Annotated in this window: 9 protein-coding genes; 3 read left to right on the top strand and 6 right to left on the bottom strand. The window is 74.1% G+C overall.

Going from position 1 to position 12,741, the window contains the following annotated elements:
• Nucleotides 1-26: 26 nt before the first annotated feature.
• From ACZ7BZ_RS09350 to ACZ7BZ_RS09360, 3 genes are all read right to left on the bottom strand, one after another.
• On the bottom strand, nt 27-1,550 hold the full coding sequence (locus ACZ7BZ_RS09350) for a sugar transferase (RefSeq protein ID WP_380457633.1): 1,524 nt from the start codon (nt 1,548-1,550) through the stop codon (nt 27-29).
• Nucleotides 1,551-1,942: 392 nt separating this feature from the next.
• Complete coding sequence (locus tag ACZ7BZ_RS09355) at nt 1,943-3,097, bottom strand: glycosyltransferase (protein ID WP_470357827.1); 1,155 nt, start codon at nt 3,095-3,097, stop codon at nt 1,943-1,945.
• Between the two features lie 197 nt (nt 3,098-3,294).
• Nucleotides 3,295-3,735: an SRPBCC family protein gene (locus tag ACZ7BZ_RS09360; protein WP_470357828.1), complete on the bottom strand. Its 441-nt coding sequence runs from the start codon at nt 3,733-3,735 to the stop codon at nt 3,295-3,297.
• Between the two features lie 163 nt (nt 3,736-3,898).
• Between ACZ7BZ_RS09360 and ACZ7BZ_RS09365 the strand changes: the two genes are divergently transcribed.
• Nucleotides 3,899-4,795 carry a HipA family kinase gene (locus ACZ7BZ_RS09365; protein WP_470357829.1) on the top strand — a complete coding sequence of 299 codons (897 nt, stop codon included), beginning with the start codon at nt 3,899-3,901 and terminating at the stop codon, nt 4,793-4,795.
• Between the two features lie 86 nt (nt 4,796-4,881).
• Here ACZ7BZ_RS09365 and ACZ7BZ_RS09370 read toward each other — a convergent pair whose 3' ends face one another.
• From ACZ7BZ_RS09370 to ACZ7BZ_RS09380, 3 genes are all read right to left on the bottom strand, one after another.
• Nucleotides 4,882-6,363, bottom strand: a complete 1,482-nt coding sequence (locus tag ACZ7BZ_RS09370; protein ID WP_470357830.1) for a S8 family peptidase — start codon at nt 6,361-6,363, stop codon at nt 4,882-4,884.
• Between the two features lie 246 nt (nt 6,364-6,609).
• Nucleotides 6,610-7,716: an amidohydrolase family protein gene (locus tag ACZ7BZ_RS09375; RefSeq protein ID WP_470357831.1), complete on the bottom strand. Its 1,107-nt coding sequence runs from the start codon at nt 7,714-7,716 to the stop codon at nt 6,610-6,612.
• 12 nt (nt 7,717-7,728) lie between these two features.
• Entirely contained in the window at nt 7,729-9,177 is a 1,449-nt protein-coding gene (locus ACZ7BZ_RS09380; RefSeq protein ID WP_470357832.1) for a type I glutamate--ammonia ligase, read from the bottom strand.
• Between the two features lie 533 nt (nt 9,178-9,710).
• Between ACZ7BZ_RS09380 and ACZ7BZ_RS09385 the strand changes: the two genes are divergently transcribed.
• Nucleotides 9,711-11,486: a 3-hydroxyacyl-CoA dehydrogenase family protein gene (locus tag ACZ7BZ_RS09385; RefSeq protein WP_470357833.1), complete on the top strand. Its 1,776-nt coding sequence runs from the start codon at nt 9,711-9,713 to the stop codon at nt 11,484-11,486.
• A 200-nt stretch (nt 11,487-11,686) separates the two neighbouring features.
• Nucleotides 11,687-12,607 (top strand): TetR family transcriptional regulator, encoded by a 921-nt coding sequence (locus ACZ7BZ_RS09390; RefSeq protein WP_470357834.1) that lies wholly within the window; start codon nt 11,687-11,689, stop codon nt 12,605-12,607.
• Nucleotides 12,608-12,741: the final 134 nt, after the last annotated feature.

Below are 12,741 nucleotides of genomic sequence, written 5' to 3' on the forward strand. Positions count from 1 at the left end.
GCCGTGAGGGTCAGTGCCACGCCGGGTCAGCTCCCGTCCGGGTGGAGCATCAGGGCCGCGGTGCGGCACAGGATCTTGACGTCCTGCCAGAGGCTCCAGCTCTCGATGTAGCGGTTGTCGAAGCGGGCCCGCTCCTCGATCGAGGTGTCCCCGCGCAGGCCGTTGACCTGGGCGAGGCCGGTGAGGCCGACCGGGACGCGGTGGCGGTCGGCGTACTCGGGGTAGGCCTGGCTGAACCGCATGACGAAGTACGGGCGTTCGGGGCGCGGGCCGACCAGGCTCATGTCGCCGCGCAGGACGTTCCACAGCTGCGGCAGCTCGTCCAGCGAGCTCTTGCGCAGCAGGCGGCCGACGGCGCCCATCCGGTGGTCCTGGGAGATGTTCCAGCGGGTCGCCGACTCGTGCTCGTTGCTGGGGCGCAGGGTGCGGAACTTCAGCACGGTGAAGACCCGGCCGTCCAGGCCGGTGCGCTGCTGGCGGAAGAGCACCCCGGGGCCGGTGTCGAAGCGGACGGCCAGGGCGCACAGCACCAGGACGGGGGCGAGCAGCAGCAGACCGAGGGCGGCGGCGGTGACGTCCAGGGCGCGCTTGGCGGCCCAGCCGGGGCGGCGCATGGCCGGGCTGCCGAGCCGCAGGCAGGGGAAACCCCACAGGTGGTCCCCACCGGCGATCGGCGCGGTGGGCAGCGAGCCGTACTCGCGCAGGGCGGGCACCAGCCAGACCTGGCAGCCGAGCCGGACGGCGTCCCGCAGGGCGGCGGCGGTCTCGGCCTCGTCGGCCGCGCCGGCGGTGGCGATCACGTGGTGGATCCGGAGTCGGCGGACCTCGCGCTCCAGGACCTCGCGGCCGCCCAGGACGGGCAGGTCGGTGTCCTCGGCGAGCAGCGGCGGGTCGGCGTCCAGGAAGCCCACCGGGCGCATCCCGTACTCGCCGTGCTCGCTGAGCGCGGCGGCGACCTTGCGGCCGAGCCGGCCGGCGCCGAGCACCAGGACGGGGCTGGGGCGGCCCCGGCGGATCCGCCGGACCAGGTGGTAGAGGACGGCCCGGCCGACGGTGGCGATCAGCAGCTGGGCGCCGAGCAGGACGGTGAGCCGGGCCGGGGTGGCCGGGCCGCAGTCGGGCCAGCGGCCGTCCAGGCAGCCGGCCAGGGTGACGGCGAAGGCGGTGGCGACCACGGCCCGGACGGCCAGGGCGGGCAGCTCGTCCAGGACGGACAGGGTGAGCCTGGTGCGGTAGAGCCCTCCGGCCAGGTAGAGCAGCAGGAGCAGGGGCAGGACGGCGGCGACGCCGAGCAGTGGGGCGAGCGGCACGCTGGGGTCGATCGCCCGGTTGGCGACGCCGGCGGCGGTGCAGAGCGCGATCGCGTCGACCTGGACCAGCGCGAGCGGCAGGGCGAGCCGGGACCGGGGAGCCCGGCGGTGCCGCCGGGACGACGGCACCGCCCGGCTGTACGTCGCCCCGGTCGGCCGGTCGAGCACCCCGGCGCCGGGCAGACGCGGTCCGGACAGGGGCCCGCCGGATCGCGGCACACTGTCGTGGTCAATGGTCATCAGCGCACGAACTCCCCTGCTGTGTGCCCGGGGTGGCGTGCCCCGGCACCGATAGGCGTGGGGCGGCCGTCCCGGCCCGTTGGGCGCGGTCCTGACAGCACCTGCTATCGCTGGCGGCTTTCGGTTCTCCTGCGAGGGGGCTGATCGCGGAACTGCTGGTCACCGTGGAAGCGGCCGCGAAGAGCCCGGACGCGAGTTTCCGGGATGAAATCGGAGCGAAGCAGGCAAAATCCGACAATACCGAACCTGGCCATGTGGACTGGAAGTTGACTTGCCGTTTCATTCCAGCCGCCCATTAATAGGTATTTCGGATTTGATGCCTCGTCCTTATCCGGTTGAGGGTGCGAATGCGCCAGCGCCGGAACGGCGGGGATTCACGGCATGTGAAACGATCAGATCCGCTCTGGGACACGGGCCCGGCGCCGCCCGGCCGCCGGTCCGGCCCCCAGCAGATGCCGGTACAGGGCGTCCACCTGTTCGACCACGGTACGAACGTCATGCCGGGCGACCACGTGGTCACGCAGCCGGACACCGCGCCGCTCGCACTCGATCGGATCGGACAGCCCTTCCGCCATCCGGGTGGCGAGCGCCTCCGCGTCCTCGGGCGGCACCACCGACCGCGCGCGCTCCGCCTGCGGCAGGCACTCCCGGGCCCCCGGCACGTCGGTCAACAGCACCGGACGGGCCGCCGCCATCGCCTCCAGCGGGGCCAGCGCCATGCCCTCCCAGCGCGAGGGCAGCACCACCAAGTCGGCCGCCGCCAGCCACGGGCGCGGATCCGGCACGTCCCCGACCAGCCGGATCCGGCAGGGCTCGGCCGACTCCCGGACGGCCTCCGCCAGCCGCTGCTCCGCCGGCCCGCCGCCGACCAGCGCCAGCCGGGCCTGGGGCACCCGGCGCAGCACCTCCGGCCAGGCGGCCAGCAGCACGTCCTGGCCCTTCTGCCGGCACAGTCGCCCGACGCAGACCGCGAGCGGGGCGTCCAGGTCCAGCCCCAGGGCGATCCGGGCGGCCCGGCGGTCGGCGGGCGCGTAGTGGCGCACGTCCACGCCGTTGGGCACCACCGCCCAGTCCGCGTGCACCCCGGCGGCCACGCCGTCCGCCCGCTCCTGGACGCTGACGCACAGCAGCCGGTGCGCCCAGCGGCTCCCGAAGCGCTCCCAGCGCAGGGTGGCGGCGGCCATCGCACCGTCCACGGCGGCGAAGGACCAGGCGTGCGGCTGGAAGACGGTCGGCACCGCGCCGCGCACGGCCATCCGGCCGGCCAGCCCGGCCTTGGCGCTGTGCAGGTGGACCACGTCCGGTCCGGCCGCCCGGACGATCCGGCGCAGCCGCCAGGCCTCGGCGGCGGTGGCCGGGCCGGGCGAGCGGTCGGCGGGCCAGTCCTGGACCAGCGCGCCCACCGCGGCGGCCTCCTCGGCCAGCCGGCCGCCGCGCGGGCAGGCGACCAGCACCCGGTGCCCGGCCTCGCGCTGCCCCCGGACCAGATCGACGACGACGCGGGCGACTCCGCCGTCCACCGGCTGCGAAATGTGAAGGATCGTCATATGCACGGCGGCGAGCCTAGGATGGCTCCCCCGCGCCGGGCGGCCCTCGTCACCCGCAGGTGGCGGGCCGTCCACCCGTACGGCTTTCGGCTCGTACGGGCGGACGAGCCGCTCGAAACTCCGGACGATTCGGTCAACCGATCCGGATCAGCGGATCCGGAACGGGATCCGGAACGGGATCCGGAACGGGATCCGGGTCAGCGGACCTCGTCGGCCAGGTTGGCCAGCACCTGGTCGTGGATCCGGTTCAGGCCCTTGGGGGCGAAGGTGCGCTCGAAGAAGCCGCCGATGCCGGTCGCGCCCTGCCAGGTGGCGGTGACGGTGACCTTGGCGCGGCCCTCGGCGGCGGCCGCGACGGTCCAGGTGATCACCATGCTGGAGTTGGCGTCCTTCTCCACCAGCTGGTCCGGCGAGGGCGCCGAGACGGTGAACAGGCAGTCGCGCACCCGCTTCTCGGTGGCCTGCAGCTTCCAGTGCACCTGGGTGCCGGCGCCGGTGCCGCCGACCCGGACCTCGTACTCGCTGTACTGCGCGGGCAGCAGCTTCGGGCGGGTCACCTGGTAGTCGGCCAGCGCCTCGTACACCCGCTCGGGGGCCGCGTCGTAGACCCGCTCGGTGGTGGCCTGCACCTGTCCCATGCCGTGCTCTCCTCGTCTGGTGGGTACCGCTTCGCCGTACCGTTCGCACCGGCAAGCCAATCACAGGGCCGCGCCCGCGACGCCTTGGGCCCGTCGGCAGGCTCCCGTCGTCCGCCCGGAGGGCGGGAGCCTGCCGACGGGCCCAAGGGATAGGGTGACGGTTGTGCTCGATCTGGTGACTGCGCTGCGCTACGTGGACCCGCTGCGGGCCGGGGGCTCGGTGCCGGGCGTCGTGGAGACCGACGACCTGGGGACGTACGTGGTGAAGTTCACCGGCGCCGCCCAGGGGCGCAAGGCGCTGGTGGCCGAGGTGATCGTCGGCGAGCTGGCCCGGCGGCTCGGGCTGCGGGTGCCGGAGCTGCGGCTGGTGGACTTCGATCCGGCGGTGGCCGCGGACGAACCGGACACCGAGATCCAGGACATGCTCAAGGCCAGCGTCGGCCTCAACCTCGGGATGGACCTGCTGCCCGGGGCCGCGGACTACCGGCCCGGGATGGTCCCGGTGGACTCCGCCGAGGCCGGGCGGGTGGTCTGGCTGGACGCCCTCACCGGCAACGTCGACCGGACCGTCCACAACCCCAACCTGGTGGTCTGGCACCGGCGGCTCTGGCTGATCGACAACGGCGCCGCGCTGATCTTCCACCACCGCTGGGCCACCGCCGGGGCGTCCGTCGGCAAGCGGTACGACCTCAGCGCCCACGCACTGGGCGGCTGTGCCCCGGACGTCCGGCTGGCCGACGAGGACCTCGGACCGCTGGTCACGGTCGAACTGCTGGAGCAGGTGCTGGCGCTGGTCCCGGACGAGTGGCTGGCCGACGAGCCCGGCTTCGACTCGGTGGACGCCGTCCGGCACGCCTACGTCACCCACCTGGCCGCCCGGGCGGTGCTCTCCGCGGAGTGGCTGCCGGAGGGCTTCGCCACCCCCGAGCAGCTGCGCGAGGCGGAGCTGCGGCGGGCAGCTCGCACCCGGGCCGGCCGGCCGGCCTGGCTGCAGGAGGTGCCGGACCTGCACGGCAAGCCGTCGGTGGAGACGGTCTGGGAGCACCACTTCGAGGGCTGAGCCGGGAACGCCGCTGGGGAGCGGGACCCGTGGCCCCGCTCCCCAGCTCGTCGTCCGATGCTCAGCGCTCAGTGGTCAGCAGCGCGTCAGCGCCACCACTGGACCGCCTTCTCGGCGTTGATGATGCCCGCGCCGTAGAAGCCGTTGTCGTCGGCGCCGCCCTCGCAGGTGGCCTTGAACTGGCCGGTGCCGCCCGGGTTGTACTCGCCGGTCGGGCAGGCGTGGGACTCGGCCTGGTTGGTCAGCAGCTCGGTGAGCTCGTCCGGGCTGGCCCACGGGAAGGTGCCGGCGAGCAGCGCGACCACGCCGGTGACGTGCGGGGTGGCCATCGAAGTGCCCTGCATGTACCCGTACTTGCCGCCGCGGATGGTCGACAGGATACGACCGTTCTTGTCCGGGGTGTCCGGGATCTGGTAGCGGGCGTCACCGCCCGGCGCGGCGACGGTGACGACGCCCTTGCCGTAGCTGGAGTAGTACGACTTGTCGCCGTTGACGCCGACCGCGGAGACCGCGACCACGCCGGGCAGCTCGGTCGGCAGCGACAGGCAGTCGTTGGTGACCGGGCGGGTGCCGGGGGTGGTGTCGTCCGGGCTGGAGACGTCGGTGGTCTTGTGCGCCAGGTCGATGTTCTCGTTGCCCGCGGCGGCGATGTTGAGGACGCCCTTGCGCTGCGAGAAGGCGACGGCCTTGCGGATGGCCTCGGAGATCGCGGCCTGGTCCTTGTCGTTCGGACAGTTGAACATCCACGGGTCGACGTAGTAGCTGTTGTTCGTCACCTTGAAGCCGTGCTCGCCGGCCCAGACGAAGCCGCAGACCGCGTTCTCCGGGTAGATGAAGCCGCCGTCGTCGACCACCTTGACCGCGGCCAGCTTCACGTTCGGGGCTATGCCGATGATGCCCTTGCCGTTCTTGGCGGCGGCGATGGTGCCGGCGACGTGGGTGCCGTGGTCGCTGTTGGTCGGCTGCCAGGCCTTCCAGTCGGTGTTGGTCTTGCCGTCGATGCAGGACACCGACTGCGAGGCGTCCACGTTGGCAGCCAGGTCCTCGTGGGTGGCGTCGATGCCGGAGTCCAGCACGCCGACCGTGACGTTGCGGCTGCCGAGCGAGAGCTTGTGGGCCTTGTCGACGCCGATCTGGCGCATGTCCCACTGGTTGGGCTCGTACGGCTCCTGGCCGGCGGCGGCGCCGGCCGGCTCGGCGGCGGCCTCGGCGGTGCCCTGGTCGGAGGCGAGGATGCCCTTGGTACGGCTGGCGCCGACCGAGTCGACGCCCTTGGCCAGCCGGAGCTTCTCGGCGAACTTGGTGTCGTTCGAGCGGGCGACCACGACGCCGACCTGCTCGTAGGACTGGACGACGGTGCCGCCGAGGCCGGCGATGGCCTTCTCCACCTTCTGCACCTGGCCGTGGTTGGCCTTGGTGTTGACGACGTAGCTCATCAGCGGACCGGTCGTCGGGTCACCACTGGGGGCCGCGACGGCGCTGCCGGCCGGGAGTGCGAGGGCTCCGGCGGTGGCGAGCACGACGCCCACTGCCGCGTACCGGGTCCGGCTGATCCGAGGAACTCTCATTGGGGTTGGCCCTCCCGAGTCGTCATCCGGCAACTGCGTGGGGCAGGTGCGCTGGGATGGTCGGGACGTTAATGAATATTCGCTGATATGCGCAAGAGGTAGTCATCTAATCGTCACATCTAGACCAACAACGGAGGTTAACGCTCCACTGGTCAACAGCCGCAACAGAGCTGGAGATTGTTAAAAAGTGATGGTTCGCCGACGAGCCGTCGACCGTGGGCATGTACGCGAGAATCGGCCCGGAGGTTACCGCAGCCCGTACAGCCGGCGCGCGTTGTCGGCGGCGACCAGCTGCGCCAGCCGCCCGGCGTCCGGGCCCGAACAGGCGCCGTCCGCCTGCCAGTCGGCGAGCAGCGTACCCAGTCCGTGCCGGAACTGTGCAGCGCCCACCAGGAACAGTTCGGGAAGTCCGTAGGCGTCCGTGGAGAACAGCAGTTTTCCGAACGGCGCCAGTTCCAGCATCTCGCCGAGCACCGCCGCCACCCGCGGCCCGGTGTAGGACGCCGTCAGCCCGAGGTCGGTGTACACGGTGGGAAAGGCCTGGGCCAGCCAGGCGGCCTGCCGGTGGTACGGATAGCCGTGCAGCAGCACCAGCGGGACGCCGCTCGGCTCGGCGGCCCGGACGAAGTCCGTCAGCAGGGACGGGTCGGCGCGGTGCAGGGTGAGGTCGGGATCGCCGAAGCCGGTGTGGAGTTGGAGCGGCAGGCCCAGCTCGGCGCAGACGTCCACGGCCGTCCAGAGCAGGTGGTGCAGCAGCACCGGATCGGTCAGCCGGCCGCGCCCGGCGCGCAGCCGGGCCCCGGCGGCGGCCACCACGGCCGCCGCCGCGGGCCGTTCGGCCGGGGCGGCCAGGCCGTGCCGGTAGGCGAGCACCGACTTGACCGCGACGGCGCCCCCGGCGGCCGCCGCCAACGCCTCGGCGACGGCCCGGGGCCACTCCTCGGCGCCGCAGGCCACCGTTTCGGCCACCGACTCCAGCCGGACCACCTCGCGCACCACCGCCCCGGCGGCCCCGGCGAGTTCGGTGAGCGGCAGCAGGTCGCGTCCCGCGGCGGCGGTCAGCCCGGTGTCCACCATGCAGGTGTCCAGCCCGGCGGCCGCGAGCAGCCGGCGGGTGGCCTCAGCGGCGCCCACTTCGCGCCGGCGGGCCAGGTAGTCGGCGGCCGGGGTGTGCGCGGGCAGGCCGAGGGCCGGCGGGCACCAGCGCCGTACGGCCAGGCCGATCGCGCTGTCGAAGGGGGAACAGCCGGGCGCGGGCGGGCGGTCGGACTCGGTGAGCAGCCCGGCGAGGGCGTCGTCGGCGAGCTCGGCCGCCACCACGCTGTGGCAGTGGTGGTCGACCAGCGCGGGCACCGGGACATCCACTCAGTACCGCCAGCGCGTCGCCGTGACCGCCTCCTCCGGGCCGAGCACCGCGAACTGCTCGGCCTCGGCCCGGCGCACCGCCAGCACGGCCTGGTGGAGCGGCTCGCCGAGCGCCTCGCGCAGCACCGCCGAGCGCTCGTACGCGGCGATCGCCTCGGCCGGGCCCTGCGGCAGCCGGGGCACCGTACCGGGCTCGACGGCGGCCGGATCCCCGGTGAACTCCGGTGGCAGCGCGCGGCGTTGCTCCAGCCCGGCGAGGCCGGCCGCGATCACCGCGCCGAGCGCGAGGTACGGATTGGCGCTGGCGTCGAAGCACTTGACCTCAGCGTTGGCGGTGGCGGCGCGCTCCCCGGTGGAGCCGGTGACCAGCCGCAGCGCGGCCTCCCGGTTCTCCAGGCCCCAGCACTGGTAGGCCCCGGCCCAGTGCTGGGGCACCAGCCGCAGGTACCCGGTGGGGCTGGAACAGCCCAGTACCAGGAGCTCGGGCAGCGCCTGGAGCACCCCGGCGAGGAAGCCCTCGGCCTCGGCCGTCAGTCCGTGCGGGCCGGAGCCGCCGTGCCCGAGGTTGCGGCCGTCCCGCCAGAGGCTGAGGTGCAGGTGCCCGCCGTTGCCGACGCCGTCGGGCTCGACCACGGGGGCGAAGGAGGCCCGCAGGCCGTGCCGGGCGGAGACGGCACGGACGGTGTGCCGGACCAGGACGGAGGTGTCGGCGGCGGCGACCGGGCCCTCGGCGGCCACCGAGACCTCGAACTGGCCGGGGGAGTACTCGGGGTGGATCTGCAGCACGGCCAGCCCCTGCTCGCCGAGGGCGCGCAGGACGTCCCGCAGGTAGTCGGACAGGTCGGTGAGCCGCTGCATGCCGTACGCGGGCCCGTGCGTCGGGTACTGCGGCGGCTCGTGCGGGGATCCGGCCAGAGCGACCACCCACTCGACCTCGATACCAGCCTTGAGGCTCAGCCCGCGGGCGGCCGCGGCGGCCTCCATCCGGCGGGCGAACAGCCGTTGGCAGCCGGGGTGCGGGCCGCCGGCCTGGGTGTGGCGGTCCCCCGGCGCCCAGGCCCAGCCGGGCTGGGCGGCCAGCGGGACGATCCGGTCGAGGTCGGGGTAGAGCCGGAGGTCCCCGGTGGGGCCGCCGATGAGCGGGCTGGTGGTGATGGCGTCGTCGGCGAGGAACACGTCGAAGCAGGGCGCGGTGCCGAGGCCCCACTGGGCCGCCTGCACCAGGCCGGTCAGCGGCACGGCCTTGACCCGGGCGATGCCGGCGTTGTCCACCCAGGTGACGGCGACCGCCTCGACGGCCGCGGTGCGCAGCCGGTCGGCGGCGCGCTCGGCCCGCTCGGCCCGCTCGGCGCGCTCGGCCCGCGGGGGCAGCGCGACGGCGGCCGCGAGGGCGGCGGGGCCGAGCGGCTCGGCGGGTTCGGCGGCCTGGGAGGCGGGGGCGCTGCTCATGCCGCCATGCTGCCCCGCGGACCGGGTGCCGGTAACTCCCCTATCGAGTGGAACAAACGGACGCTCGTCCACCCGTTCACCCGTTCGGGGCGGCGGCAGAGTGCCGCGGAAGCCGCTCCCCGCCCGGACGGTTTTCCGCCTCCGACCCCTTCCTACCGGCGAGTAGCTTCGCTACAGTGGCCGGACGCACCACTGCCGGGCTTCGGGAGCCGCACCGGCGGGCGGTCGCGGTCGCCGTGTCTTCGGCGCCCGCGCGGTGCGCCTTCACCGGTCGGTGCCGCGAACCGCGGCGGACCGGGTCTCTCTCCTCGTGTCAGAGCCGCTTCCTTCACCTTCGAGCGCCTGAGCACCACGGCACACCCGCAGTTCGGCCGGAGCGGACCGGCCGCTGCCCCGGTCTGCCGGAAACCCGTCACTCCCCGAGCCCCCGCGCGTGGACCCTCCTCCGGCGGCGGCCGCCCCCGTCCCCCACGGGTGCGGCGGCCCGCCCGCCGGAGCACGCGCGGGCCCTTCACGACTAGGAGTCAGGACAAATGGAGCGTCCCTTCCCCACCGTGGCCGTCGTCGGCCTCGGCACGATGGGTGCCGGCGTCGCGGTGGCGGTCGCCAGGAGCGGCCGCCGGGTGATCGGCATCGAGGCCACCGAGGACTCCGCCGCCCGGGCGCTGGCCCGGATCGAGGAGGCGACCGCACACGCGGTCGACCGGGAGCGGTTCACCGTCGAGGAGCGCACCGCGCTGCTGGCCCGGATCTCGGTGGGGCACGCGCTGGCGGCCGCCGCCGACGCGGACCTGGTGATCGAGGAGGTCCCCGAGCAGCTGGAGCTGAAGCGGGAGGTCTTCGCCGAGCTGGACCGGATCTGCCCGGAGACCACCGTGCTGGCCACCGGCACCACCGCCCTGTCGGTGACCCGGATCGCGGCGGCGACCGCCCGCCCGGAGCGGGTGCTCGGCCTGCACTTCTTCAACCCGGTGCACACCATGAAGCTGGTCGAGGTGGTCCGCACCGTGCTGACCTCCCCGCAGACCGCCGAGGACGCCGCCGCCTTCGCCCGCGACCTGGGCAAGGAGCCGGTGGCGGCCGGCGACCGGGCCGGCTTCGTGGTGAACGGCCTGCTGTTCGCCTACCTGAACCAGGCCGCCGCGATGTACGAGTCCAAGTACGCCTCCCGCGAGGACATCGACGCCGCGATGCGGCTCGGCTGCGGCCTGCCGATGGGCCCGCTGGCGCTGCTCGACCTGATCGGCGTCGACACCGCGCGCACCGTGCTGGAGGCGATGTACGAGCAGTCCCGGGACCGGCTGCACGCGCCCGCGCCGATCCTCGGCCAGCTGGTCTCGGCCGGGCTGCTGGGCCGCAAGTCCGGGCGCGGCTTCTACACCTACGAGGCGCCGGGCTCCTCCCGGGCCGTGGACGCGGCGACCGGCCCGGCCCGGCCGAAGGTGCCCGGGCGCACGGTGCGCACCGTCGGCGTCTGCGGTTCCGGCACGATGGCCACCGGCATCGCCGAGGTGTTCGCCAAGGCCGGGCACCCGGTGCTGCTGGCCGCCCGCAGCCAGGAGAAGGCCGAGCGGGCCAAGGCGCAGCTGGCGAAGTCGCTGGAGCGCTCGGTGGCCAAGGGCCGGCTGAGCGCGGAGCAGCGGGACGCCGCGCTGGCGCTGGTCACCCCGGTCGGTCAGTACGCGGAGCTGGCCGAGGTGGACCTGGTGGTCGAGGCGGTCGCCGAGGACCTGGCGGTCAAGCGGGAGCTGTTCGCCACCCTGGACAAGATCGTCCGCCCGGGCGCGGTGCTCGCCACCACCACCTCCTCGCTGCCGGTGATCAGTTGCGCGACCGCCACCTCGCGGCCGCAGGACGTGATCGGCATGCACTTCTTCAACCCGGCCCCGGCGATGAAGCTGGTCGAGGTGGTCTCCACCGTGCTGACCGCCCCGGACGTCACCGCGACGGTGCTGGAGCTGACCGCGAAGGTGCGCAAGCACCCGGTGGAGTGCGGCGACCGGGCCGGTTTCATCGTCAACGCGCTGCTGTTCCCGTACCTGAACGACGCGGTGCGGATGCTCCAGGAGCACTACGCGACGGTGGACGACATCGACACCGCGATGAAGCTGGGCTGCGGCTACCCGATGGGCCCGTTCGAGCTGCTGGACGTGGTCGGACTGGACGTCTCGCTGACCATCGAGCAGGTGCTGCACCAGGAGTTCCGCGAGCCGGGCCTGGCCGCGGCCCCGCTGCTGGAGCACCTCGTCGCGGCCGGCTGCCTGGGCCGCAAGACCGGCCGCGGCTTCCGCGACCACGCGCGCCGGTGAGCACCTCACGGGCCGGGGGCGGCCGGCTGCCGCACGACGCGGGGACGGAGCCGTACGGCGCCGGTGCGGTCGGCCGCACCGGCTGGACCCCGGGGGCGGTGTCCGCGCGCTGGCCCAGACCGGCCGTCACCGGCCCGGTCGCGCCGGTGCACCGGGGAAGGGCCGCGGGCGCGCCACCCGGGCCGTGTAGCGTTCCGGACATGGATCGGGTTCAGTCAGCCACCCCGCAGCAATCCGCCGGACAGCGCGGCACCGACCGGACGGCCGGCTCGTCCGCGGGCGCCGGCCCGGAGGCCGGGCCGGGCAGCCGCCGGGCGGCGGCGCAGCGCCAGCAGATGCGTCAGGACCTGGCCGCGGCCGCGATGGAGCTGTTCGCCTCGCAGGGCTACGAGGAGACCACGGTCGACCAGATCGCCGCGGCCGCCGGGGTGGCCCGGCGCACCTTCTTCCGGTACTTCCGGTCGAAGGAGGAGGCGATCTTCCCCGACCACGACGACACCCTGGTCCGGGTGGCCGACCTGCTGGCCAGCGCCGAGCCGGAGGAGCACCCGCTGGACGTGGTGTGCCGCGGCATCAAGGAGGTGCTGCGGATGTACGCCTCCACCCCGGGGGTGTCGGTGGCGCGGTACCAGCTGATCCGTCAGGTCCCGGCGCTGCGCGAGCGGGAGATCGCGGTGGTGGCCCGGTACGAGCGGCTGTTCACCCGCTACCTGCTGGGCCGCTTCGACACCGGCGAGCCCATCCCGTCGGGCTGGCAGCGCGGCGGCGAGGACGACTCGATGCTGGCCGAGGTGTCGGCGGCGGCGGTCGTCGCGGCGCACAACCACGTGCTGCGTCGCTGGCTGCGGGCCGGCGGCCGCGGTGACGTGGAGGCGCAGCTGGACCACTCCTTCGAGGTGATCCGGCGGACCTTCTGGGCGGCCAGCGAGCCGGGTGCCAGACGCCGGGGGTCGGTGGTGGCACCGGGTGCCAGTGGGACGCCAGGGGACGGGGTGGCGGAGAGCGCACTGAGTGCCAGCCCCGGAGGTGAGGTGCTCATCACAGTCGCCCGGACGGACGCTCCACTGGACGTCGTGGTGGACAGCATCCGGGCCGCACTGAGCGGCGCCCGGGACCACTGAGGGGCCAACAACCGCAGGTCAGAGGCATATTGAGGGCCCGCACCGAACCATCGGCGCGGGCCCTCGGCATGCCCGCTCCACGCGCGTCACACGCCGTTCCGGGGCGCCGGAATTCCTGGCACCCGGTGTCTTTA

The sequence above is a fragment of the Kitasatospora sp. NPDC036934 genome, from assembly GCF_055608425.1.